This window comes from Bacillus sp. FSL R5-0712 (genome assembly GCF_038593285.1).
GTDB classification, from domain to species: domain Bacteria; phylum Bacillota; class Bacilli; order Bacillales; family Bacillaceae; genus Bacillus; species Bacillus safensis.
Genome location: NZ_CP151981.1, coordinates 3,561,185 through 3,584,206, shown reverse-complemented (window position 1 = coordinate 3,584,206; position 23,022 = coordinate 3,561,185). Strand labels below are relative to the sequence as shown.

Annotated in this window: 26 protein-coding genes; 17 read left to right on the top strand and 9 right to left on the bottom strand. The window is 42.6% G+C overall.

Annotation, left to right across the window (positions count from 1 at the left end):
- Nucleotides 1–37: 37 nt before the first annotated feature.
- The 3 genes from NSU11_RS18525 (at nucleotide 38) to NSU11_RS18515 (ending at nucleotide 2,242) form a co-directional block, all read left to right on the top strand.
- Nucleotides 38–802: a transporter substrate-binding domain-containing protein gene (locus NSU11_RS18525; RefSeq protein WP_025093811.1), complete on the top strand. Its 765-nt coding sequence runs from the start codon at nucleotides 38–40 to the stop codon at nucleotides 800–802.
- A gap of 70 nt (nucleotides 803–872) precedes the next feature.
- Entirely contained in the window at nucleotides 873–1,517 is a 645-nt protein-coding gene (locus NSU11_RS18520) for an amino acid ABC transporter permease (RefSeq protein WP_024423856.1), read from the top strand.
- Entirely contained in the window at nucleotides 1,514–2,242 is a 729-nt protein-coding gene (locus tag NSU11_RS18515) for an amino acid ABC transporter ATP-binding protein (RefSeq protein ID WP_024423855.1), read from the top strand. The genes NSU11_RS18520 and NSU11_RS18515 overlap by 4 nt, the downstream gene beginning before the upstream one ends.
- 87 nt (nucleotides 2,243–2,329) lie before the next feature.
- Here NSU11_RS18515 and NSU11_RS18510 read toward each other — a convergent pair whose 3' ends face one another.
- Nucleotides 2,330–2,713, bottom strand: coding sequence for a VOC family protein (locus tag NSU11_RS18510; RefSeq protein WP_024423854.1), 384 nt, complete (start codon nucleotides 2,711–2,713; stop codon nucleotides 2,330–2,332).
- A 118-nt stretch (nucleotides 2,714–2,831) separates the two neighbouring features.
- Here NSU11_RS18510 and NSU11_RS18505 point away from each other — a divergent pair, with 118 nt between their 5' ends.
- Nucleotides 2,832–4,013 carry a class I SAM-dependent rRNA methyltransferase gene (locus NSU11_RS18505; protein ID WP_171464781.1) on the top strand — a complete coding sequence of 394 codons (1,182 nt, stop codon included), beginning with the start codon at nucleotides 2,832–2,834 and terminating at the stop codon, nucleotides 4,011–4,013.
- Between the two features lie 33 nt (nucleotides 4,014–4,046).
- Here the strand turns inward: NSU11_RS18505 and NSU11_RS18500 are convergent, their stop codons facing one another.
- Nucleotides 4,047–4,727, bottom strand: coding sequence for a CidB/LrgB family autolysis modulator (locus NSU11_RS18500; RefSeq protein WP_024423852.1), 681 nt, complete (start codon nucleotides 4,725–4,727; stop codon nucleotides 4,047–4,049).
- Nucleotides 4,721–5,104 carry a CidA/LrgA family holin-like protein gene (locus NSU11_RS18495; protein WP_024423851.1) on the bottom strand — a complete coding sequence of 128 codons (384 nt, stop codon included), beginning with the start codon at nucleotides 5,102–5,104 and terminating at the stop codon, nucleotides 4,721–4,723. Before NSU11_RS18495 ends, NSU11_RS18500 begins: the two co-directional genes overlap by 7 nt.
- A 165-nt stretch (nucleotides 5,105–5,269) precedes the next feature.
- On the opposite strand from NSU11_RS18495, the gene NSU11_RS18490 reads away from it, so the two are divergent.
- From NSU11_RS18490 to NSU11_RS18475, 4 genes are all read left to right on the top strand, one after another.
- A complete protein-coding gene (locus NSU11_RS18490; RefSeq protein WP_024423850.1) occupies nucleotides 5,270–6,157 on the top strand; it encodes a LysR family transcriptional regulator in 888 nt (295 codons plus the stop codon).
- A gap of 17 nt (nucleotides 6,158–6,174) precedes the next feature.
- Nucleotides 6,175–6,999 (top strand): hydroxyethylthiazole kinase, encoded by an 825-nt coding sequence (gene thiM / locus NSU11_RS18485; RefSeq protein ID WP_342493716.1) that lies wholly within the window; start codon nucleotides 6,175–6,177, stop codon nucleotides 6,997–6,999.
- Nucleotides 6,986–7,654, top strand: a complete 669-nt coding sequence (gene thiE, locus NSU11_RS18480; protein ID WP_024423848.1) for a thiamine phosphate synthase — start codon at nucleotides 6,986–6,988, stop codon at nucleotides 7,652–7,654. Before thiM ends, thiE begins: the two co-directional genes overlap by 14 nt.
- Before the next feature lie 134 nt (nucleotides 7,655–7,788).
- Complete coding sequence (locus NSU11_RS18475; RefSeq protein WP_024423847.1) at nucleotides 7,789–8,163, top strand: nuclear transport factor 2 family protein; 375 nt, start codon at nucleotides 7,789–7,791, stop codon at nucleotides 8,161–8,163.
- A 27-nt stretch (nucleotides 8,164–8,190) separates the two neighbouring features.
- On the opposite strand, the gene NSU11_RS18470 is transcribed toward NSU11_RS18475, so the two are convergent.
- The 5 genes from NSU11_RS18470 to NSU11_RS18450 form a co-directional block, all read right to left on the bottom strand.
- Nucleotides 8,191–9,732, bottom strand: a complete 1,542-nt coding sequence (locus NSU11_RS18470; protein WP_342493715.1) for a cation acetate symporter — start codon at nucleotides 9,730–9,732, stop codon at nucleotides 8,191–8,193.
- The gene (locus NSU11_RS18465) at nucleotides 9,729–10,043 is read right to left on the bottom strand and encodes a DUF485 domain-containing protein (RefSeq protein WP_024423845.1); all 315 of its coding nucleotides are present in this window, start codon (nucleotides 10,041–10,043) and stop codon (nucleotides 9,729–9,731) included. The genes NSU11_RS18470 and NSU11_RS18465 overlap by 4 nt, the downstream gene beginning before the upstream one ends.
- A gap of 107 nt (nucleotides 10,044–10,150) precedes the next feature.
- Nucleotides 10,151–10,819, bottom strand: a complete 669-nt coding sequence (locus NSU11_RS18460) for a glycosyltransferase family protein (protein ID WP_024423844.1) — start codon at nucleotides 10,817–10,819, stop codon at nucleotides 10,151–10,153.
- Entirely contained in the window at nucleotides 10,812–11,501 is a 690-nt protein-coding gene (locus NSU11_RS18455) for a class I SAM-dependent methyltransferase (protein ID WP_342493714.1), read from the bottom strand. Before NSU11_RS18455 ends, NSU11_RS18460 begins: the two co-directional genes overlap by 8 nt.
- 301 nt (nucleotides 11,502–11,802) lie before the next feature.
- Nucleotides 11,803–11,943 carry an anti-repressor SinI family protein gene (locus tag NSU11_RS18450; RefSeq protein WP_008345506.1) on the bottom strand — a complete coding sequence of 47 codons (141 nt, stop codon included), beginning with the start codon at nucleotides 11,941–11,943 and terminating at the stop codon, nucleotides 11,803–11,805.
- Nucleotides 11,944–12,399: 456 nt separating this feature from the next.
- On the opposite strand from NSU11_RS18450, the gene NSU11_RS18445 reads away from it, so the two are divergent.
- Together NSU11_RS18445 and NSU11_RS18440 are read left to right on the top strand one after the other, a co-directional pair.
- Nucleotides 12,400–12,783, top strand: coding sequence for a GtrA family protein (locus NSU11_RS18445; RefSeq protein ID WP_024423843.1), 384 nt, complete (start codon nucleotides 12,400–12,402; stop codon nucleotides 12,781–12,783).
- Between the two features lie 27 nt (nucleotides 12,784–12,810).
- Nucleotides 12,811–13,068 carry a hypothetical protein gene (locus tag NSU11_RS18440; protein WP_135031470.1) on the top strand — a complete coding sequence of 86 codons (258 nt, stop codon included), beginning with the start codon at nucleotides 12,811–12,813 and terminating at the stop codon, nucleotides 13,066–13,068.
- Nucleotides 13,069–13,102: 34 nt separating this feature from the next.
- On the opposite strand, the gene NSU11_RS18435 is transcribed toward NSU11_RS18440, so the two are convergent.
- A complete protein-coding gene (locus tag NSU11_RS18435; RefSeq protein WP_024423841.1) occupies nucleotides 13,103–13,948 on the bottom strand; it encodes an AraC family transcriptional regulator in 846 nt (281 codons plus the stop codon).
- Between the two features lie 175 nt (nucleotides 13,949–14,123).
- Here NSU11_RS18435 and NSU11_RS18430 point away from each other — a divergent pair, with 175 nt between their 5' ends.
- From NSU11_RS18430 to qoxC, 7 genes are all read left to right on the top strand, one after another.
- Entirely contained in the window at nucleotides 14,124–15,311 is a 1,188-nt protein-coding gene (locus NSU11_RS18430) for a galactokinase (RefSeq protein ID WP_149126156.1), read from the top strand.
- The gene (gene galE / locus NSU11_RS18425; RefSeq protein WP_149126157.1) at nucleotides 15,311–16,303 is read left to right on the top strand and encodes a UDP-glucose 4-epimerase GalE; all 993 of its coding nucleotides are present in this window, start codon (nucleotides 15,311–15,313) and stop codon (nucleotides 16,301–16,303) included. Before NSU11_RS18430 ends, galE begins: the two co-directional genes overlap by 1 nt.
- A 35-nt stretch (nucleotides 16,304–16,338) precedes the next feature.
- Nucleotides 16,339–17,850 (top strand): UDP-glucose--hexose-1-phosphate uridylyltransferase, encoded by a 1,512-nt coding sequence (gene galT, locus NSU11_RS18420; RefSeq protein ID WP_342493713.1) that lies wholly within the window; start codon nucleotides 16,339–16,341, stop codon nucleotides 17,848–17,850.
- 12 nt (nucleotides 17,851–17,862) lie between these two features.
- A complete protein-coding gene (locus tag NSU11_RS18415; protein WP_342493712.1) occupies nucleotides 17,863–18,945 on the top strand; it encodes an aminopeptidase P family protein in 1,083 nt (360 codons plus the stop codon).
- A gap of 516 nt (nucleotides 18,946–19,461) precedes the next feature.
- Nucleotides 19,462–20,418 (top strand): cytochrome aa3 quinol oxidase subunit II, encoded by a 957-nt coding sequence (gene qoxA, locus NSU11_RS18410; protein WP_252058346.1) that lies wholly within the window; start codon nucleotides 19,462–19,464, stop codon nucleotides 20,416–20,418.
- Between the two features lie 27 nt (nucleotides 20,419–20,445).
- Nucleotides 20,446–22,404: a cytochrome aa3 quinol oxidase subunit I gene (gene qoxB / locus NSU11_RS18405; RefSeq protein ID WP_048237752.1), complete on the top strand. Its 1,959-nt coding sequence runs from the start codon at nucleotides 20,446–20,448 to the stop codon at nucleotides 22,402–22,404.
- Nucleotides 22,404–23,021: a cytochrome aa3 quinol oxidase subunit III gene (gene qoxC, locus NSU11_RS18400; protein WP_008359616.1), complete on the top strand. Its 618-nt coding sequence runs from the start codon at nucleotides 22,404–22,406 to the stop codon at nucleotides 23,019–23,021. Before qoxB ends, qoxC begins: the two co-directional genes overlap by 1 nt.
- The last annotated feature ends 1 nt before the right edge of the window (nucleotide 23,022 follow it).

Genomic DNA, 23,022 nt, shown 5'->3' with positions numbered 1-23,022 from the left:
AATATTTAGACAAAACTGACAATGGGGGTCGTGTTTTATGAAAAAATCAATGTTATTGATCATGGGACTAATTGTTGTGCTTGTCATGGCAGCCTGTGGATCAAAATCAGGCAGTGGTTCGGGAGAAGACAAAGGCACATATAAAATTGGGATAGATACAACTTATCCGCCATTTGAATTTGAAAAGGGCGGTAAATATGAAGGGATAGACGTTGATTTAATTAATGCAATCGCGAAAGACCAAGGTTTCAAAGTGAAGCTTGAAGCTATGGACTTCTCAGGCATCATTCCAGCGATGCAGGCAGGACAGCTTGATGTTGGAATGGGCGGAATGAGTATTACAGATGAGCGTAAGAAGAAAGTAGATTTTTCAGATCCTTACTTCGACGCTGGACTGACAGTTGTTGTGAAAAAGGACAGCAGCATCAAATCTATTAATGATTTAAAGGGGAAAAAGCTAGCTGTTAAAAACGGGACGACTGGTGCAAAATTCGCATCTGATAACGCTGATAAATATGGGTATGAAGTCGTTCAATTTAATGACAGCCCATCTATGTTCCAGGAAGTATCAAACGGAAATGCAGATGCCTTAATTGAGGATTATCCTGTCATTACGTATGCGATCGCACAACAAGATTTAAAATTGAAAACAGTTGGAGACCGCTTGAATGGAGACCAGTATGGTATCTCTGTCATGAAGGGGAAAAACCAAGACCTATTGAAGAAGATCAATAAAGGCCTTGAGAACCTAAAGAAAAACGGTGAATATGACAAAATTATTGATAAATATTTGAAGTCATAACACAAGCGAGGCGCGCTCCGAGCGCGCTTTCTTTATGTGTCAGCCGTATGTGAATTAGGGAGGGAGAAACATGGATACTATTATTAATGCATTTCCGTATTTAATGGATGGTTTGCAAACCACTTTATATATCTTTGTTGTTGCCATCATTTTAGGGTTTATCATCGGTTTAATTGTGGCATTATTCCGTCTGTCACCATTTAAAATCTTAAATTTCATCGCACTCGTTTTTGTGAATGCCATTCGAGGTACACCATTTATCGTACAGCTATTCTTCATTTATTTTGGTTTAAATACACTTGAATTCATTTCACTTGATCGAGTGCCTGCAGGAATTATTACAGTAGCGATTAATGCAGGAGCTTATTTCTCAGAAATTATTCGTGCAGGGATTCAGTCTATTGATAAAGGACAAACAGAAGCTGCGCGCTCTTTAGGCTTTACAGGGGGGCAAAACATGCGCTTTATCGTCCTTCCGCAGGCATTCCGCCGCATGCTTCCAGCGATTACAAACCAAGCCATCATCAGCTTGAAGGATACATCTCTCTTATCTATTATCGGGATTGCCGATATTATGCAGCGAGGACAAGTTCAAGCATCGGCTACATTTGATCCATTGAATGTCTGGCTCATTGTCGGTGTCATTTATTTCGTGATCATTTATTTACTTTCTCTACTGGCTAGCTACGCAGAAAGGAGATTTGATATCAAATGAGTATGATTACGGTGAAAAACTTAAAGAAATCCTTTGGCGATCACGAAGTGTTAAAGGATATTAATGCAGTCATCGAGGAAAAGGAAGTAGTGTGTGTCATTGGTCCTTCTGGATCAGGGAAAAGCACGTTTCTAAGATGCCTCAATAAATTAGAAGATATCACGGCTGGAGAAGTCGTTGTCCACGGACACACGATTACAGACCCAAAAGTGAATATCAATAAAGTACGACAAGAAGTAGGCATGGTGTTTCAGCATTTTAATTTATTCCCTCATAAAACCGTTTTAGAAAATATCACGATTGCACCGATCAAGGTAAAAGGCATCGAGAAGAAGGCAGCAGTCGAAAAAGCGTTAGACTTGCTTGAAAAAGTCGGCTTAAAAGACAAAGCTCAAAGCTTTCCTAATCAATTATCTGGTGGACAAAAACAGCGTGTCGCCATTGCAAGAGCCTTGGCAATGGACCCGAAAGTACTATTATTCGATGAGCCAACATCGGCTCTTGATCCTGAGGTTGTGGGGGATGTATTAGCTGTAATGAAACAATTAGCTGTCGAAGGCATGACAATGATTGTGGTCACACATGAAATGGGCTTTGCAAGAGAAGTAGGAGATCGTGTCATCTTTATGGATGGCGGATATATTGTCGAGGAAGACAAACCGGAAGCTCTCTTTGGGAACCCGCAGCATGAGCGTACAAAATCATTTCTTAGTAAGGTGTTATAAAAAAGAGTAAGGGCATGTATATGCTCTTACTCTTTTCTTTATGAATAAGTGGAAGATAGATTTAGCTGCCCCATTTCCTAGGAAATATTAGCGCTGGAAGAATTCGATCCATTCTTGGTCTGGACCTCTGAAAAAGAAGTAGCAATATCCATTTGGTAATGTCGTGATTTCTTCATCAATTAATTCAATTTGCAGCTTTTGAATACGATTGAATTCAGCATGAATATTGTCTGTTGTGAAAGCGAGATGATGGACCTTCCCTTCAGATGGCAGGTCACTGCTGTAGCCTTGGATGAGTTCAATTTCCGTTTCGGTTTCATCTTTAAAACCGAGAAAGGCAAGCTCAATCACTCCATTTGTATGAGTGATGCGGTCCTTTAATTTCATGCCCACCACTTTTTCATAAAAATCAATCGACTGATCAATATTTGAAACCATAATACCTGTATGATCTAAGCGTAATGTCGTCAAACGAAGTGCCTCCTCTATGTCATGTTGATATTTTTCTCCTCATCTTATCATAATAGAAGTAACGTATACATTCATATGGTAGGATAGAGAGAGTCAATTTAGGATAAGGATGACACAAATGAAAAAAATCTCATTAAAACAAACATTTGCGGAACAAGTGAAAAAAGGATATCCGCTCATTTCCAAAGATGCAGTATCGCATGTGAACGGTGTACGGGAAGGCGAGCTCATTGAATGGGTAGATGAGCGGGGCGCTTTTTTAGGAAAAGGGTATTATGGTGTACAAAATAAAGGAATCGGCTGGGTACTAACCTTTGATGCGAACGAAAAAATAGATCAAGCTTTCTTTGTCTCTAGGCTTGAGCAGGCAGCGAAAAGCAGAACGCATTTATTTCGTGATGCACAGACGACTGCTTTCCGCGTCTTCAACGGAGAAGGTGATGGAATTGGCGGCGTCACAATTGATCATTATGACGGATTCTATCTCATCCAATGGTATAGCGAAGGAGTCTATACATTAAAGGAAGATGTATTGGCTGCACTTGAGCACGTATATCCAGACTATAAAGGCATTTATGAAAAGAAACGATTTGATACATCTGGACAGTACATAGAAGATGATGATTTTGTGAAGGGAGAGAAAGGTGAATTTCCTCTCATCGTGAAAGAAAACGGCATGAACGTGGCGGTTTACTTAAATGATGGCGCGATGACGGGTATTTTCCTTGATCAGCGTCATGTGAGAAAAGCGATCCGAGACCGTTATGCAAAAGGAAAGACTGTGCTCAATACGTTTTCTTACACAGGCGCTTTCTCAGTAGCAGCTGCGCTTGGCGGAGCGAGCCGTACGACAAGTGTGGATGTTGCAAACCGCAGCTTGAAAAAAACATCTGAGCAGTTTGAAGTCAATGGTATTGATGTGGACGGGCAGGATATCAAAGTCATGGATGTCTTTAAATATTTTCCGTTTGCAGCGAAAAAAGGCTGGACCTATGATCTCGTCATCTTAGACCCGCCTTCCTTTGCACGAACGAAAAAGCACACATTCAGTGCGGTGAAGGATTATAAGAAGCTATTAAAAGAAGCCATCCAAATTACAGCTGAGAACGGCGTCATTGTGGCATCAACGAATAGCAGTGCATTTGGCATGAAGAAATTTAAAGGGTTTATTGCTCAGGCTTTTAAAGAATCAGGGCAAACCTATCGGATACTTGAAGAATATACACTTCCTGAGGATTTCCGTACAACGAAGAATTATCCCGAAGGAAACTATTTAAAGGTTGTCTTCATACAAGCATAAGAAAAAGCCATTTCCGATAAGGAATGGCTTTTTTTATAAGGCAAACGACATAAGGATAGGTGCTGCACATAATGTAATAATGGCTGAAATAATCATCGATACACTTGAGATCGTCCCTGAGACGGAGCTCATTTCAAAGGCCTTCGATGTTCCTGCACCGTGTGCACCTGTTCCAAGCAGGACGCCCATGGCAATGTCATTATCGATGCGGAAATAACGGATCACCATTGGACCGATAATCGACCCAAACAGTGCGGTTAAAATGACAAACACGGCCGTAACGGACGGCATGCCGCCGATCATTTCTGACACACTCATTGCTACAGGTGTTGTAACCGATCTTGGGACAAGGCTCTCAATAAGGCCTGTGTCCAGATGAAACAACTTGGCGATAAATGCCGTTGATAAGATCGCAATAACAGAGCCGCAAGCCACATTCAAAATAATTTCTACTGCATGCTTCTTCAGGATATGAAAATACTTATATAAAGGAATGGCAAAAGCAACAGTCGCAGGCTGCAGCATATTTGTGAGCCATTTCCCGCCTTGATTATAAGCATCGTAAGGAATGTTGACGATTAACAGCAAGACGACAAGGACAAGCGGAGTCACAAGTAAGGGGGAGACATAGACCTTCGGATGCCGTTTGTACACCGCTTTTGATCCGAGATATAAAAGAACTGTTAAAATCAGAAATAGTCCGCCAACTAACATAGTTTTTTCCGCTCCTTTCGTTTCGCAATCATTTGCGTCATGATACCAGTTGAGAGCATGACCACAAACGTACTAATTAAGACGACAAGGACAATACTTGTGCCAGATTGAGAAAGCAGTTTTCCATAATCAATGACACCAACTGCTGATGGAATAAAGAAAAGCAGCAGTTCTCCGAGCAGCCATACGGCGCCAAGTTCTATCCATTTTAATTGAATGATCTTAAAATGAAGTAATAAGAAAATGACAAGAATGCCTAAGATCGTGCCCGGAATTCTTAAATGCAAAAAGGCCGCCAGCACATTCATGAATTTCGCAAAAATAAACAAGGCCATAATCTGAAGGGCAGCAATCAGCGGCGTTTTGAGCAATTTCACTTTCTGTTCACTCCTTTTTCTATATAAATTGTTCAGTGTTTCACAAAAACATGACAACGTTCCAAGTGATGAGCTTACTTTAAAGTGTACAGCACGTTCAGTTATAGGTAAAATACATATATCGAATAGTAATTATTCCTTTTGTCTATAGGGAGGATGAATCAGGTGGACATCAGACATTTAACATATTTCTTAGAAGTGGCAAGGTTCAAGAGCTTCACGAAAGCATCGCAGTCCCTTTACGTATCGCAGCCGACCATTTCCAAGATGGTCAAAAACCTGGAGGATGAGCTGGGGGTGCAGTTATTTTACCGTAATGGCCGGCAGGTTGAAATGACAGATGCTGGCCAAACCATGTATACACAGGCGAGTGAAATCGCACAGTCATTTCAGAATTTAACGAACGAATTAAATGATTTAATGAATGTGAAAAAAGGGCATATTCGAATCGGACTGCCGCCGATGATTGGGTCAAGTTTCTTCCCGAATGTCATGGGGGAATTCCGCCAGCAATATCCAGATGTCACATTTCAATTGGTTGAGCACGGCTCCATTAAAGTAGAGGAAGGGGTCGAGGATGGGTCGCTTGATATTGGTGTCATTGTTCTGCCTGCAAATGATAAAATTTTTCATACGTACACCATTATTAAAGAGAACATGAAGCTCGTGACGCATCCATCTCATCCGATGGCTGGTCGTGAGGAGGTACATTTAGCTGATTTAAGGGAAGAGTCTTTTATTTTCTTTAGAGAAGATTTTGTTCTGCACAGCCGGATTTTGAATGAATGTATGAATGCGGGATTCCGGCCAAATGTCATTTATGAAACGTCTCAGTGGGATTTCATTAGTGAAATGGTAGCTGAAAACTTAGGGATTGGACTTCTGCCAGAACGAATCTGCCGTGATCTTGATCCTGAAAAGGTAAAGGTCATTTCTCTAAACCCGTCGATCCCGTGGCATTTAGGTGTCATTTGGCGTAAAGACCGCTATTTGTCGTTTGCGGCAAGAGAATGGTTAAAGCATACGAAATCCTATGTGTGGGATGCAGAGTAAAAGGGAGGACGATACGGATGAAAACAAGCTGCGCGTCTCATTTATTGGAGAAGGTTCGAGAAAAAAATCCACTCGTTCATAATATCACCAATCAAGTCGTGACGAATTTTACAGCGAATGGACTGCTTGCTTTAGGTGCTTCGCCAGTCATGGCAAACGCCAAAGAAGAAGTGGCTGAAATGGCGCAATTAGCGGATGCACTTGTGCTTAATATTGGCACACTGACTAGAGAGACGGTGGAAGCTATGATACTCGCTGGACAAGCCGCCAATGAAAAAGGTGTACCTGTTTTGTTAGATCCTGTCGGCGTCGGTGCGACAACGTTTCGAGCGAATGCCGCTAAACAGCTGATAGAGAAAGTGAAAATGACCGTTGTCAGAGGAAATGCTGCTGAAGTGGCTCATTTACTTGGAGTGGATGGCTGGGAGTCAAAAGGTGTTGATGCGAAAGCGGCGAATGGAGATGTATCGGCATTAGCCAAACAAGCGTCCATTGCACTTCAGACAATAGTGGTAATCACAGGGAAAGTCGATGTGGTGTCAGATGGAGATGAGGTCCTGTCCATTCATAATGGACATGAATGGCTCACCAAGGTGACGGGAACCGGCTGTTTGCTGACGTCTGTCATTGGGGCATTTTGTGCAGTAGGTGAACAGCCGCTTCATGCGTCGGCCGCTGCATTGCTGTTTTATGGTGTCGCCGCTGAAAGGGCAGCTCTGAGCGCAAAGGATAAAGGACCGGGAACTTTTCAAATGGAATTGTTAAATGCATTATCACACACAACCGGCGAAGATGTGCTGACACTAGGGAAATTAGGGGGAGTTTCACATGACAAAGGCTGATCAACAGCTAATCAAACAGCAATTATCGGTTTATTTTATTATGGGCACAACGAATACAACGAGGCAGCCGCTTGATGTTGTGAAAGAGGCCATTCAAGGCGGAATCACCATGTTTCAATTTCGTGAAAAGGGTGAAAAAGCCTTGCAAGGTAAAGAGAAGAAACAATTGGCTCGTCAAATTCAAGCGCTTTGCCACGAAGCAAATGTTCCTTTTATTGTGAATGATGATGTACAGCTAGCGATTGATCTTGATGCAGATGGCGTTCATGTTGGACAGGAAGACACAAACGCAAAAGACGTCAGAGAAAGGATCGGGAATAAAATATTAGGCGTGTCGACGCATAACCTAAATGAAGTGAAACAAGCCATGAAGGACGGAGCAGATTATGTCGGGATGGGCCCAGTCTATCCAACGGAAACGAAAAAGGATACACGCAGTGTCCAGGGTGTGTCTTTGATCACTGAAGTCCGCCGTCATGCCCTTCAAATTCCGATTGTAGGTATCGGAGGGATCACATACAATAACGCTGCACCAGTGATACAAGCTGGGGCAGACGGTATAAGCATCATTAGTGCTATTAGCCAGAGCGCCGATCCAAAAAAAGCAGCAGAAGAGCTGAAATCAATTGTTGAAACAGAAAAAGCATCCCTTTAACCTGAAGGAGACATGGATTGGATCAATTCATGTCTTTTCTTATGTCTGGAAAAATAGACAGGAGAGAAACAATTGTGTACAATCACATTAGTTTTATTATTTTCGAAATGACAGGTAAATAAAGGAGAATGAACATGGAAGTGCTCGATACGTATTTTCGCCGATATGATGAAGCAGGAAAAGGGAAGAAGCAGCTGGATGAATTGCTGGCATTGTTTTCTGACGATGTCATGATTGTCTTAAATGGCGCCCAAAAGCCTGGAATTCAAGCGTTCACACAGTTTTTGAACACATTTTTCCACGTGCATGAAGACATTAAGCATATGTGGGATGGGTGGATGAAAAGAGAAGACGGAAAGTATGAAACAAACTGGGCCGTTTGCGGAAAGCTTTCGGATGGCCGTGTCTATACAGCAGAAGGAATTGATATCGCAGAGCTGGACGACCAAGGGAAGATCGTTTATTTAGAAAACGTTCCGAAAAACCCAGAGTTATTCCAGCGCTACTAAAAAGCCGGCTGAGCAGCCGGCTTTTCCTTATGAATCAGTATCCATATGCATGCCTGTATGTGCCTTTACTTGAATTTCTGTAAAGGTGTCTTCATCTGCTTTTTCAGAAGAGAATATCGTGCCTAAGTAGGCGGCAAGGAATCCGAGTGGAATCGAGATAATCCCAGGGTTCGACAGCGGGATGAGCGGCTCTCCTGTGAAGATGGCTGCTCCTGACGGGTCCCAGACGCTTGGGCTGAGCGAGACAATGATCAGTGCGCTCAGAAGGCCTGTTAAGCTTCCTGCGATGGCACCCGTAGAGTTAAATCGTTTCCAAAAAACAGTGAAGATAATCAAAGGTAAGTTCGCACTTGCCGCCACTGCGAAGGCAAGAGACACAAGAAAAGCGACGTTTAAGGACTGGGCAAATAATGCAAGAATGATAGAGAGGATCGCCACGCCGATTGAAGCAAAGCGCGCCGCCTTCACTTGCTCCCGCTCACTCGCTTTTCCTTTGCGGATAATCTGAGTATAAAAGTCATGGGCAAAAGCAGATGCGGCGGATAAAACAAGCCCAGTCACCACTGCCAATATGGTTGCAAAGGCGATAGCGGAAACAAAGGCAAATAATAAATCTCCTCCAAGGGCTTGTGCCAGAAGAGGTGCGGCCATATTCCCTGCTGCATCTGCTGCCGTGATCGCTTCTGTTCCAACAAAGGCAGCAGCGCCAAAGCCAAGGAAAACCGTCATTAAATAAAAGATCCCGATGATCCAAGTAGCAGAAAGAACCGATTTTCGCGCAGAAATCGCATCCTTTACTGTATAAAAACGGATCAAAATATGTGGCAAACCTGCTGTCCCAAGCACTAAGGCGAGGTTAAGAGACAGGGTTTCTAAAGGCACATCATATTTATTTCCCGGGTGAAGAAACGATTCGCCGAGCGGGGTTGCAGTTTTCATCTGTTCAAACATCTTCAGCAGACTAAAATCAAATTTTGCAAACACAAGCAGAGAAATAATTAAAGTCCCAAGCATGAGAAGCACAGCCTTTGTGATCTGTACCCAGCTGGTCGCAATCATGCCGCCAAACACGACATAAATGGTCATCAGGACACCTACGATTAGCACCGCGATCCAGTAATCAATGCCAAGAAGCAGCTTGATTAATGCACCTGCTCCAACGAGCTGTGCAATCATATAAAAAGTGGAAACTGTAATGGTATTAAAGGCGGCAACCCCTCGGATGGCAGGGCGTTTAAAACGTGCAGCGATCATATCGGCCATCGTATATTTTCCCAGATTTCGAAGCGGTTCAGCCACAACGTAAAGAACAACAAGATACGCTACTAGAAAACCAATGCTATAGAAAAAGCCGTCAAATCCGTTTAACGCGATCATTCCAGCAATCCCTAAAAATGATGCAGCAGACATATAGTCTCCAGCAATGGCAAGGCCGTTTTGAAACCCAGTCAGACCCCCGCCTGCTGTGTAAAAATCACTCGCATTGCTTGTTTTTTTCGCAGCAAAATATGTGATGACCAATGTGAGCCCTACGATCGCTACGAACAAAATAAAAGCGGTCATGCTCATTCGTCATCACCTCTTGATTCAGTTTTTAAAGCGCTTACATAATTGTCGAACTTAGCTGCTTTTTTCGCATAAAGTCCACATAAAACCCAGGTCATGACAAATTGTGTGAGGGCGAATAACCAAGCCCATGAGATCGCGCCAATTGCCGGCGTGTTCAAAAAGGTGAAGTAGGATGTAGCAACTGGAAGTGAAAAGTAAAAGAGAAAAAAGAAAATCGTCATCGGTACGATAAATCTGCGTTTTTCCTCAAGAAGTTTTCGAAAATCCTCTGAAGCGGCAACCTTCTTATAATGAACTTTTTTGTCTGCCATTGTTTCCTCCTTTGTACGAATTAGGGACAAGGTACTCCAATGCATATGAGACGATCTGGCTGTTTATGACAGTATATCATAAAAAAGGCACCCGAAAAGGGTGCTTTCTATCGATAATTTGCAAGAAATGTTTGTCTCGCTTTTTCATATGTTTCTGCGTCAAAATGATCTCCGCATTTATGAATACACCAAGGCTCTTCTTGTTTTGCAATCCCAACTTCATAGCCCTTCTGAGTGAATTCAAAGGACTGCGAGACATCATAAAAATGAAAGCCGTCAAAGAGGTCCTCACGCCACCTCACATCATATTGTGTTGCCATGAATAGACCATCAATGGCCGCAGCTTTGATATAATCTTGCGCTTCGGGCTGCTGACGGTCTCTTTCAAACGAAAGCAGCTGATAGGTGTCGTGACGATATTCAATGACTTTTCCCCTGCAATCAGAACTCTCCCACCAAATTCCATTGTCAGGCACGTTTTCTGCTCCAATCACGCCAACCATGCCAAGTGATGGATTTTGTAAAAAAAGCGGGATGAGTTCAAGCAGCATATGCTGTTTGACAATCAAGGTATCCTGATGAAGATAAATTTTAAACTGAGCTGGATGAGTGATGGCTTCATTGTATGCAGAGGTCATACTTGATGCATGTCTAATTGGTAAGACCTCCACATGGTATCCATGGGGAGCCGGAAGTGAAGCGAGCTGCCGGAAGCAAGCTTGAAACATCGATTCATCATTCACACATAAAACAAACAGAATCGTCGGATTACTCATGAAATGGAACCGCCTCGACCACATATTGATAGGCTGTAGCAGACTCGTGAAAATCAGAACGAATGCCGTGTTTCATGAGTAATTCATGTAGATCATTCAACACGCTTGCATAGGAAGGATGCTTTACGCGAATGGCCTCGAATTCGCGAATGCGAAAACCCGCTGAATGAAAGAGTGCATGTATTTCATGAAGGGTGAAGAAACGTAAATGTGTTTGATCCATTAACCCTGCATCTGTATAAGTAAATCTGCCGGCTAGTAATTCTAAAACCGTTGAAATGTGGCCGATATTTGGAATAGATGACAGGATGGCACCCTCTTTTTTAAGGAAGGGTTTCACCTTTTTTAAAACGGCCCAAGGGTCCAATAAATGCTCGAGGACGTCTCCGAAAATAATGCAGTCAAATTGTTCATGTTGATAAGGGAGAGCCATCTGTTCAATGTTTCCGCAGAGAACATGATCCAGCTCTTGTACCGCCTCTTTTGCTGCATCTTCAAATGACTCAATGCCATAAATGGTCCGGCCCTTTTGTTTCAGGACTTTTCCAAGCTTGCCTGTGCCGCATCCGATATCCAATAAAGACGTCCATTCCGCGCGAATACGGCTGACGATGACCGGGTTTACCCCATGATAATACTGATCCTTTTTTTGGTGATAATACGAAAGGGAATCTGAACTCACGCTCTACCCACCTTTCTGCTTTCTCGTTGTTTTCATGCTTAATATATGGGTGAGCAGCTTGGTTTTATAACGAGAGAAGGACAATTTTCATGAATGGCGGCTAAAAAGGGATCATATAAAGAACAGGAAATGGACTGTCCTCCTAATATAGAAAGACAGAACCCCATTGAGTGAAGGGATTGGTATGGAGAGGTGTTCAATTATTGTAGCGTATCGTCATGAAAGGATTTTCAAAAGGTCAATTGACAGGTCAGAACTTATAGCCAAAGCAGTCTGAAAGACAAAGGATAACGGCGTTGATTTACGGTTTGTTTATCATCTTCTGATCACCGTTGGATGTTAAAAAAGCTTGTATTTCTTCGATGCCTAGTCCAATTTTTTTCGCTTCCTGAATCAAATAAACCCACTCTTCGTCAACTCTTCTTTTCACTTGCGTATCCATAATATCCTCCAGTTCAATAAGACATATTCACTGCAACCAATGACTTGAACAAACCGTCTAGTAACTGTACGTGTGGTTGAAAACAGCGCAAAATAAATTTTTGTCGAAAAATGATGACATTTAACCTATTTTGTAAAATCTATCACCTACCACGTCCCTAAAAAAATGACTAAAAAACCCATAAATATTGAAATCTTACTTCTAATAATAAACAATTGTAAAGTCAGTTGAAAGATTATAAATTAAAATAATGATAAAGACCTAAAACATTTGACTCATATAAACCAATTGCGTTGACATTTGCCATCGAGTAGAACAAATTTCATCTTTGCAGGACATACATATTGTTCGTTTGGGAAGTTCTTCTCAAGATGGTATTCTAAAAGAAACAGAAACCACCAAGAAGGAATGAAGAAAGACATGTATAGCCTTTTTCAAAAGTATCAAGAAGTTGTCATGTATCTTGTGATGGGTGTGTGTACAACCATTGTCAATATCGTCAGCTTCTATTTATTCGTTGAGATGTTTTCCATGGATTACAAAACAGCTACGGTTGTTTCATGGGTATTTGCTGTTCTCTTTGCTTATATCACCAATAAGAAGTATGTCTTCAAGCAAAAGGCTCGTGACATAAAAAGCCTCATGCGTGAGCTTTCTTCATTTTTTAGTGTCCGTCTCATGTCTCTAGGTGTAGATCTGGGGCTGATGATTTTATTTGTGAGCCAAATGGCGCTCAATGAAACCGTCGCAAAAATTCTCGTCAACTTTGTGATTGTGGTGGTCAATTATGTCGCCAGTAAGTGGTTCGTCTTCAAGAAAACAAAAGAAGATGCGATTTAACACATAAAAAAAGATAGGTGATGTGAAATGAGCAGCAGGCCAGACGACTTATATGATGCCATATATCAACAAACAGAAAAGCAGCATGAACAAGTGCTGAGGCTAGTCAAAGAAATGACCGCACATCCAGAAGCGTTTTCGGAACAAGAAAAGGAAAAGATCAACCGAATGGACATTGCGCTTCAAACGGCAGCGGACATTTTAGAAAATTTAATGACCCCTGATACGCAAATGACCATTGTTTTAAGACAAGGGAGAATTCATGTTGACCTGTCAAAAGCGTAAAAGAAGCAGCCAATGATGCAGCGGCTGCTTTTTATTATGCATCGCTTGTTTCCCGCAGTTGCTTTGGAGACATGCCGATTTTCTTTCGAAAGACTTTATTCAAGTAATTCGCATTTCGGTAGCCGCACTGTATGGCGATTTCTTCAATCGAGTATTTCGTTGTTTTTAGTAATGTTTCCGCCTTTTCTAACCGGATATTGGTTAAGTAGTGAATAGGTGTGAAGCCAGTGGCCTTTTTGAATTCTCTCGTAAAATGACTTTTGGATAAACGTGCCGCAGCTGCCATATCGTCTGGGCCAATTTCCTCGTGAAAATGATGGCTGGCAAACAAGGCCGCTTGGACGATGGGCTCAGGCCATTTCTCCATTTGTCCCTCAAGCTTTGGCAAATATGAATACAGTTCCATGACAAATTGATAAGCAAGGCTAGACCCCTCAAATGGATTGGTAATCCGTCTTTCACTGGCTTCATCATAAATTTTCTTCAGCAGGCGGATCGGTTTGGAATGAGGATGAAAACGCATGACCTGCTTTCCTTGATCTATAAATTGGTCAAAGCAAAGATCACAGGCTTCCCCATAAAGCGTCAAATAGAGAAATTCCCAATGCTCACTGTCCTCTGGAAAATAATATTGATAGGCACTTGGACTTTTCACAAGAAAGGCCTGCCCCGGCAAGACTTTGAACCGCTTCTGTCCGATTTCAATCATGCCGTGTCCAGACAGTGTGAGCTGAAAGATGCACTTGCCCTGATCCTTCCGCTCCACGCCATTCCAGCTGTATAACGAAGATGATTGAACCTCCCAGCCAACAGACCATATTTGTGCCGGCAATGTAACATCAGAATGGTGAAAACGAAATGCAAATGCTTCCTTCTTCAAATTGGAAAACCTCCTTCACAGCAAAAAACAACCTTTTTCTATTTTGAATCATGGTACACCTCATATCACATCGTACCATTCACAGCAAAAAAAGGGTATTTTTTAACGATTTTTTTACCATTGAACATACGCAGTTCAGGCAACTAAAATAAGAGTATCAGAAGAGAAAAGGGGAATGGATATGATCGATATGTTACGCACGGCATTTCACCAGCAATTTGGGGATAGAGAAGAAGAACTTCGCTATTTTTTTGCCCCGGGAAGAGTGAACTTGATTGGTGAACATACAGATTACAATGGAGGTCATGTATTCCCTTGTGCGCTCACTCTCGGTACATATGCAGCATGTGCAAAGCGGTCAGATGGCCGCGTGAGAATGTATTCCTTGAACTTTGATGGCGATGGTGTGAAAGAATTCGACCTTTTTGAAATCGCTTACTTGGAGTCGGACGGCTGGGCAAATTATCCGAAGGGTGTGTTCCATCAGTTTATCGAAGCAGGGATGAAGATAGAAGAAGGCTTTGACATTGTATACGGCGGCAATATTCCCAATGGCGCAGGGCTGTCTTCCTCTGCCTCCATCGAACTTGTCACCGCTGTCTTTATCAATGAATGGCATTCATTCGGCGTTTCAAGTGCCCGTCTTGCCCTCCTTTCGCAGCGTGCAGAAAATGACTTTATTGGCGTCAATTGCGGCATCATGGATCAGTTTTCAATTGCTCTTGGAAAAGAAGATCACGCCATTTTGCTTAATTGCGATACCCTTGATTTTGAATACAGTCCGTTTCGGCAAGAGGGGCTGGCGCTTGTCATTGCCAATACAAACAAAAAGCGGACACTGGCAGACTCCAAATACAATGAACGCCGGTCAGAGTGTCAATCAGCTTTAAACGATTTACGAAAAGAAATCGATCTTGCCCACTTATGTGAGCTCACGGCAGATGAATTTGCCGAACATGCCCATTTGATTCAGGATGAAACATGCCGCAAACGTGCAAGACACGTAGTGACAGAAAACGAGCGGACCATAAAAGCGGTCAAATTTCTGAAAGATGATAAAATGGATGAAATAGGTGCGCTTATGAAGTCTTCTCATCTCTCTTTAAAGAATGATTATGAAGTGACTGGATTTGAACTAGATACACTTGCAGAAGCCGCTTGGCTCCATCCTGGAACGATTGGCTCTCGTATGACGGGTGCAGGTTTTGGCGGCTGCACGATCAGTATTGTGAAAGAAAAGCAGCTGGCATCATTTATAAAAGAAACGGGTGCGATTTATCAAGAGAAGACAGGCATTCAAGCCTCTTTTTACACAGCTGGAATTGGAGGCGGCGCAAGAGAACTCACGAAGGAGGAAGTGTAATGACAATTTTAGTGTGCGGGGGAGCAGGGTACATTGGCAGCCATGCGGTAGCTGCTCTTTTAGCGAAAGGCGAACAAGTGGTGGTAGTGGATAATTTGCAGACAGGCCACAAAGAAGCTGTTTTGGAGGGAGCTGTTTTAGAAGAGGGAGATTTACGAGATCAAGATTTTTTAAGACAGGTTTTCAAAACACATCAAATAGAAGCGGTGATGCACTTTGCCGCAGATTCACTTGTCGGCGAGAGTGTAACAGACCCGCTAAAGTACTATGACAACAACGTTGGAGGAGCGACAGCCTTACTTCAGGTGATGAATGAATTTGATGTGAAACACATCGTTTTCTCATCAACCGCTGCCACATATGGTGAACCAAAGCGAGTGCCGATCGTTGAAACGGATGAGACGAATCCAACCAATCCTTATGGAGAAACGAAACTAGCCATTGAAAAAATGCTGAAGTGGTCTGAGCAGGCATATGGAATGAAATACGTTGTGCTTCGCTACTTTAATGTAGCTGGCGCTCATATAGAAGGCCTTGTCGGAGAGGATCATCAGCCTGAGACACATCTCATTCCGATTATTCTGCAAGTGGCTTTAGGAAAACGAGATCAGATCATGATTTACGGTGATGATTATGAGACAGAGGATGGCACGTGTATTAGGGATTACATTCATGTCATGGATTTAGTAGACGCGCACATCTTAGCTGTTGATCGTCTGCGCGCTGGAAAAGAAAGTGCAACATATAACTTAGGGAATGGCACTGGTTTCTCCGTGAAGCAGGTAGTAGATGCTGTTAGAAACGTCACGGGGCATGCGATCCCAGCACAGGTGGCTGACAGACGTGCGGGGGATCCAGCAAAGCTGATAGCTTCTTCTGAAAAAGCGCTGCAAGAATTAGGGTGGACACCTCAATATGCTGACCTTCACACCATCATTCAAAGTGCGTGGGATTGGTTTCAGAAGCATCCAGACGGCTACCAGAGTAAATAACGCATAACAGGCAGGTAAGAGAGGGGACAGAGAGAATGGCGGTTGATATTTTTGAAAAACTGGAACAGCTGATTCAATACGGGATCAATCATGAGCTGATCACACGACTAGATATCGATTATACGAGAAATCGGCTGCTTGAGGTGCTTGGGCTGGATGAAGCTGAGCCAAGAACAGTCTCAGGGGAGGCGGAGCTTGAAGACATCTTAATGCCGATGCTTGATTGGGCAGCTGAGACTGGCCTTATCCCTGAGGGGACGGATACGTATCGCGATTTACTGGATGCGAAAATCATGGGATGCTTGGTGGCGCCTCCAAGTGTCATCTACGCAAAGTTTGAAGAGAAACGCCAGCATGAAGGGCCAGAGGCGGCTACAAGCTGGTTCTATGAAATGCAGCAGCACGCACACTATATTCATACAGGCAGAATCGCCAAAAATGTGCAGTGGTTTACACCAACAGATGATGGCGTGCTGGAGATCACAATTAATCTATCAAAGCCGGAAAAGGACCCAAAAGCAATCGCTGAAGCCAAAAAGCTTAGTCAAAAGCAATATCCTCTTTGTCTCCTTTGTAAAGAAAACGTTGGGTTTGGGGGGCGGATCAACCATCCAGCGAGACAGAATCACCGGATTATTCCTGTGACACTCACTGATGAATCTTGGTTTCTACAATTTTCACCTTATGTGTATTACAACGAGCACTGCATTGTGTTCAAAGGCGAACATGAGCCGATGAGCATCACCAAAAAGACGTTTGAACGACTGCTTTCTTTCATATATATATATCCGCACTATTTCATCGGATCGAACGCCGACCTTCCGATTGTCGGGGGCAGTATATTAAGTCATGACCATTTTCAGGGCGGTGCGCATGAATTTCCGATGGCGAAAGCGGAGGTGGAAGAGGTCTTTTCTCTGAATGCCTTTCCGAATGTGAGGGCTGGCATTGTGAAATGGCCGATGTCTGTCATCCGGCTTCGAAGCAGCGACCGGCAGACGCTTGCAGACGCCGCAGACTTTATCTTAAGCGAGTGGAAAATGTATTCAGATGAAGAAGTGGAGCTGCTGGCTCATACAGGAGAGACGCCGCATAATACCATTACACCAATTGCACGCCGCCATGGAGATGACTATGAATTAGATCTAGTGCTGCGTAATAATCGTACAAACGAGCGGCACCCGGATGGAATTTTCCACCCGCATGAAGAAGTCCATCATATTAAAAAAGAGAATATCGGATTAATTGAAGTGATGGGTCTTGCAGTTCTTCCTGGTAGATTAGCAGAGGAATTAAGCCAATTAAAAGAAGCACTGCTATCCAAAAAACCCCTTGAAGAAATCAAAGCCCGCCCTGCTATCACGAAACACGAAACATGGGCAAAGCGTCTGCTTGAAGAGAACACCTTTACAGAGGACAACACAGAAGCCATTTTACAAAAAGAAGTCGGCATGATTTTTTCTCGTATTCTCTCACAGGCGGGCGTGTTTAAAAGAACCGAGCAAGGGAAAACAGCTTTTAAACGTTTCATTCATACACTCATATAGGCAGGTGATTAGATGATTGAACAAGTAAGAACATTAATGGAAGAAAAACAGCTCGACGGTGTCTTGATTCAAAAGCGTAATAACTTCTCCTGGCTGACAGGAGGAAGAAGAAATCACATTGTGTTAAATACACCAGAGGGCGTGTGCAAGCTGCTTGTGTTAAAAGACGACATCGTCCTCATTGTGAATCAAATGGAAGAAAAGCGGATCATTGAAGAAGAGATGGCGTATATCGATCACCCATTTCAAGTGGTGACGATGGATTGGTTTGAGGATGATACGGCACACATTCAAACACTCACAAAAGACAAACGAATCGGGTCAGACATTCAAATGGGTGGATTTGAATGGGTCGAGCCGGATTTGTCGCAAGTCCGATCCATTCTTTCCACATCACAGCTCCGCCAATATGAAATGCTTTGTCATGAAACAGCGGTCATTGTAGAAAGTGTCTGTAAAGAAATCGTTCCAGGACAGACGGAGCACGAAATCGCTTCGCTTGCGGCTCAAAAAGCGATCGCGCAGGGAATGACGATAGAGGTACTGCTTGTGGCAACAGATGACCGAATTCATCAATACCGTCATCCAATTCCAACAGACAAAGCACTTCAAAAGCATGCACTTGTTGTCCTATGTGCTGAACGGCATGGACTCGTGGCGAATGTCACAAGGTCTGTTTACTTCGGTCAGCTTCCAAAGGAGCTTGAAGAGAACAAAGAGCGGCTTGCACGAATTGACACCGTCATGAATGCCGCCACGCGCCCTGGTAAGACATTGGGAGATGTATTGAAAGCAGGTATTGCTCAGTATGAAAAAGAGGGCTTCCCTGATAGCTGGAAAAAGCTTCATCAAGGGGGAAAAACGGGCTTTGTATCTAGAGAAATCATTGCAGTTCCTTCATCGAAGGAAGAAATTCAGCTGCACCAAGTGTTTACTTGGAATCCTTCATTGCCTGGATTGAAGTCAGAGGATACGATGGTCGTAGAGAAAGAGGGGAACCGCTTTTTAACCTATACAGGCAAGTGGACATACATTGACATTGAACATGAAGGGGACATCTATAGACGCCCTGATATTTTGGTAAGAGATGAATAACTGCAAAATGCCGGCGCTGAGCCGGTTTTTTGCTGGAAGTCATTAGTGAGATTCCACAAATTCATCATGATTACCAATTCTTACAGCGCATAGTCAGAGGATCGGTACTTTCTTTTCTTATCAACTTGCGTTAAAATAAGTAAGGTTTTTGTTAAATGTGGGGATACCTATTTTGAAATTGTTTACCTAGATAAAATTTCAGTAAGTTAAATTGAAATTTGACCAAACTTTTTTATTGTGGTAAACCTAAATTTGACAAAGTTCTTGATTGTTTGTCCTTTGCCTTCAACTCTCAACTTTTCAAAATCCTAGAAATTTATTGTGTGTGCAATAATATAAATTTATGTCGAATTTATGACATTTTAAAAGAAATCTGTTGAAAAATAAATGAACTTTTGAAAAAAGGGAAGCTAACTCTAACAGATTTTGATAGCATTACAAAGGGAAGAAAAGTTTTCGAAGGCAGATGGCTTTTCACAATTATTCAGCAATTTATACATTATTTAAGGAAGGATGGTGATCTTCTTGTTCAGAGTCATTAAACCTATGCTTTTATTAGCGATGCTCGTGAGCGTGTTTGTATTAGGAGGTTGCAGCAATATCGCTGTTTTAGACCCTAAAGGGCCAGTCGCAGCACAGCAAAAAGACTTAATCCTTTTATCTATCGGATTTATGCTCTTTATCGTTGGTGCGGTATTTGTTCTCTTTACCATCATTTTGGTTAAATACCGTGAGCGCAAGGACGTTGGAAACGCCTCTTATAATCCAGAAATTCACGGGAATACGCTTCTAGAAGTTATCTGGACAGTGATCCCAATATTAATCGTTGCTGCCCTTTCGATTCCAACTGTAAAAACAATTTACTCTTTGGAAGAGGCACCTCAAGCAACAAGCCATAAAGATCCACTTGTCGTTTATGCGACAGCTGTCGATTGGAAATGGATCTTCAGTTATCCAGAGGAAAATATTGAGACAGTGAACTACTTAAACATTCCAAAAGATCAGCCGGTTTTATTTAAAATCACTTCTGCTGATACAATGGCATCACTATGGATTCCTCAGCTAGGCGGGGAGAAGTACGCGATGGCTGGAATGGAAATGGAACAATATCTTCAAGCTGATGAAGTAGGCACATACCAAGGAAGAAACGCCAACTTCACAGGCCCGGGCTTTGCTCAGCAAAAATTCAAAGTCAATGCGATGACGCAGTCTGACTATGATAAATGGGTAAACAAAACGAAGAAAGAAGCACCAAAGTTAACGAAGAAAACGTATGACTACTTGATGCTTCCTGATGCTGCAGATGTGCAGACATTCTCATCAACACATTTATCCTTTGCGAAGCATGGAGAGGATTCTGAATATGCACTCCAAGCACGCAAACGTTTAGGTTATCAATCAGTTTCTCCGCATTCCAAGACAGATCCTTTCGAGAATGTGAAGAACTATAAAAGTAAACTAGAAAAAGAATAAACTGACTAAGGAAAGGAGGAGGCCGTTATGCATTTAAAATGGGATGAGTTTTTTGTAACTGGAGACCCATTAATTCTTGGTGCGCAAATTTCTATCGCTCTCACTTCCATTGCCATTGTGTTTGTTTTAACCTACTTTAAAAAGTGGAAATGGCTTTGGAAAGAATGGCTGACATCAGTTGATCATAAAAAGCTTGGAATCATGTATATCCTTGCTGCTGTGATTATGTTCTTCCGCGGTGGGGTAGACGGACTGATGATGCGCGCGCAGCTGGCGCTTCCTAATAATACATTTTTAGATTCAAACCACTATAATGAAATCTTTACAACGCATGGTACGATCATGATTCTATTCATGGCGATGCCATTTTTAATTGGTTTAATCAACGTCGTTGTTCCTCTTCAAATTGGTGCACGTGACGTTGCATTCCCTTATTTGAACAACCTTAGCTTCTGGACATTCATGGTCGGAGCAATGCTGTTCAACATTTCCTTCGTTATTGGAGGATCACCAAGTGCAGGCTGGACGAGTTACATGCCGCTCGCCGGAAATGATTTCTCACCAGGACCTGGACAGAACTACTACTTGCTCGGGCTCCAAATTGCAGGTATTGGTACACTTATGACAGGTATTAACTTCATGGTGACCATCTTAAAAATGCGTACAAAAGGTATGACACTTATGCGTATGCCAATGTTTACATGGACAACATTGATTACGTCTGTCATCATCGTTTTTGCATTCCCTGTACTAACAGTTGCTTTAGCACTTATGACATTTGATCGTTTATTCGGTTCTGCATTCTTTACACTCGAAGCAGGCGGTATGCCGATGCTTTGGGCGAACCTTTTCTGGATTTGGGGACATCCTGAGGTATATATTGTTATCCTGCCGGCTTTCGGTATTTTCTCAGAAATCTTTGCGACGTTCTCAAGAAAGCAGTTGTTTGGTTACAAAGCGATGGTTGTATCAATTGTGGCAATCTCTGTTCTTAGTTTCCTTGTGTGGGTTCACCACTTCTTTACAATGGGGAACAGTGCAGCGGTTAACTCATTCTTCTCGATCACAACAATGGCGATTTCTGTACCAACAGGTGTGAAAATCTTTAACTGGCTCTTTACGATGTATCGAGGCCGTATCAGCTTTACATCACCAATGCTTTGGGCACTTGGTTTCATCCCGAACTTCGTAATCGGTGGTGTAACTGGGGTTATGCTTGCGATGGCAGCTGCGGATTACCAGTACCATAACACGTACTTCCTTGTATCCCACTTCCACTATGTATTAATCGCAGGTACTGTATTTGCATGTTTTGCTGGTCTTGTTTTCTGGTATCCAAAAATGTTTGGTTACAAGTTAAACGAAAGAATCGGCAAATGGTTCTTCTGGGTATTTATGATCGGATTTAACATCTGTTTCTTCCCGCAGTACTTCTTAGGACTGCAAGGAATGCCAAGACGTATCTATACGTATGGACCAGAAGATGGCTGGACTGCACTAAACTTTATTTCAACAATTGGTGCATTTATGATGGGTATCGGATTCATCATCCTTTGCTACAACATTTACTACAGCTGGAGACACGCGAAACGTGAAGTGTCTGGAGACAGCTGGGGAGAAGGACGTACACTTGACTGGGCAACATCTTCTGCAATTCCGCCGCATTATAACTTTGCAGCACTTCCAGAAGTGACAACACCAGATGCATTCCATCATTGGAAGCAAAACAATGTGGACGTTCATCCTGAAAAAGAATTCAAGAAAATTCACATGCCGCATAATTCAGGCAGACCACTGATCATGTCTGCATTCTTTGGACTTGGTGCATTCGGTCTTGTATTTGAATGGTACTGGATTGGCGTTATTGGCTTAATTGGTGTATTCGCAACGATGATTTTACGTTCATTCGAATATGACAATGGCTACTATATTCCTGTTGAAGAAGTGATTGAAACAGAGAAAAAGAATAAGGAGGCGCAGAAGTAATGGGACATAATGATAGCAGCTATGCAAATGCACCGCTTGAATATCAGTCTGAAACTGGACGTTTAAACATCCTTGGTTTCTGGATATTCCTTGGCGCGGAAATCGTGTTGTTCTCAACACTTTTTGCGACCTACTTTGTTCTACATGGCAGAACAGCTGGCGGCGTTTTACCAGCTGAGCTGTTTGATATGAAGCTTGTATTGATCATGACATTCCTGCTATTGGTTAGTTCATTTACATGCGGGATTGCCGTTCATGAAATGCGCCGTGGAAGTACAAAAGGGGTTGTCATTTGGACGATTCTCACACTGCTTCTAGGAGCAGGCTTCGTTGGATTTGAGATTTTTGAGTTCTTCCATTATGTACATGAGGGTGCAAGCATCCATACAAGTGCGTACTGGTCTGCATTCTTTGTACTTTTAGGAACTCACGGACTACACGTATCGATCGGTATCTTCTGGATTACCGGGATCTTGTTCCAAATTAAAAAACGTGGATTAACTCCACAAACAGCAGCGAAGATTTTCATCTCAAGTCTATACTGGCATTTCCTTGATGTTGTATGGATTTTCATCTTCACAGCTGTTTACTTGATCGGATTAGGGGGGCTTTTGTGAT

What these genes read in the sequence shown, in the direction of transcription:
- NSU11_RS18525 (WP_025093811.1), top strand. Translation starts at nt 38, where the DNA reads ATGAAAAAATCAATGTTATTGATCATGGGACTAATTGTTGTGCTTGTC.
- NSU11_RS18520 (WP_024423856.1), top strand. Translation starts at nt 873, where the DNA reads ATGGATACTATTATTAATGCATTTCCGTATTTAATGGATGGTTTGCAA.
- NSU11_RS18515 (WP_024423855.1), top strand. Translation starts at nt 1,514, where the DNA reads ATGAGTATGATTACGGTGAAAAACTTAAAGAAATCCTTTGGCGATCAC.
- NSU11_RS18505 (WP_171464781.1), top strand. Translation starts at nt 2,832, where the DNA reads ATGAAAAAAATCTCATTAAAACAAACATTTGCGGAACAAGTGAAAAAA.
- NSU11_RS18500 (WP_024423852.1), bottom strand. Translation starts at nt 4,727, where the DNA reads ATGTTAGTTGGCGGACTATTTCTGATTTTAACAGTTCTTTTATATCTC.
- thiM (WP_342493716.1), top strand. Translation starts at nt 6,175, where the DNA reads ATGAAAACAAGCTGCGCGTCTCATTTATTGGAGAAGGTTCGAGAAAAA.
- thiE (WP_024423848.1), top strand. Translation starts at nt 6,986, where the DNA reads ATGACAAAGGCTGATCAACAGCTAATCAAACAGCAATTATCGGTTTAT.
- NSU11_RS18475 (WP_024423847.1), top strand. Translation starts at nt 7,789, where the DNA reads ATGGAAGTGCTCGATACGTATTTTCGCCGATATGATGAAGCAGGAAAA.
- NSU11_RS18470 (WP_342493715.1), bottom strand. Translation starts at nt 9,732, where the DNA reads ATGAGCATGACCGCTTTTATTTTGTTCGTAGCGATCGTAGGGCTCACA.
- NSU11_RS18465 (WP_024423845.1), bottom strand. Translation starts at nt 10,043, where the DNA reads ATGGCAGACAAAAAAGTTCATTATAAGAAGGTTGCCGCTTCAGAGGAT.
- NSU11_RS18460 (WP_024423844.1), bottom strand. Translation starts at nt 10,819, where the DNA reads ATGAGTAATCCGACGATTCTGTTTGTTTTATGTGTGAATGATGAATCG.
- NSU11_RS18450 (WP_008345506.1), bottom strand. Translation starts at nt 11,943, where the DNA reads ATGGATACGCAAGTGAAAAGAAGAGTTGACGAAGAGTGGGTTTATTTG.
- NSU11_RS18445 (WP_024423843.1), top strand. Translation starts at nt 12,400, where the DNA reads ATGTATCTTGTGATGGGTGTGTGTACAACCATTGTCAATATCGTCAGC.
- NSU11_RS18440 (WP_135031470.1), top strand. Translation starts at nt 12,811, where the DNA reads ATGAGCAGCAGGCCAGACGACTTATATGATGCCATATATCAACAAACA.
- NSU11_RS18430 (WP_149126156.1), top strand. Translation starts at nt 14,124, where the DNA reads ATGGATATGATCGATATGTTACGCACGGCATTTCACCAGCAATTTGGG.
- galE (WP_149126157.1), top strand. Translation starts at nt 15,311, where the DNA reads ATGACAATTTTAGTGTGCGGGGGAGCAGGGTACATTGGCAGCCATGCG.
- galT (WP_342493713.1), top strand. Translation starts at nt 16,339, where the DNA reads ATGGCGGTTGATATTTTTGAAAAACTGGAACAGCTGATTCAATACGGG.
- NSU11_RS18415 (WP_342493712.1), top strand. Translation starts at nt 17,863, where the DNA reads ATGATTGAACAAGTAAGAACATTAATGGAAGAAAAACAGCTCGACGGT.
- qoxB (WP_048237752.1), top strand. Translation starts at nt 20,446, where the DNA reads ATGCATTTAAAATGGGATGAGTTTTTTGTAACTGGAGACCCATTAATT.
- qoxC (WP_008359616.1), top strand. Translation starts at nt 22,404, where the DNA reads ATGGGACATAATGATAGCAGCTATGCAAATGCACCGCTTGAATATCAG.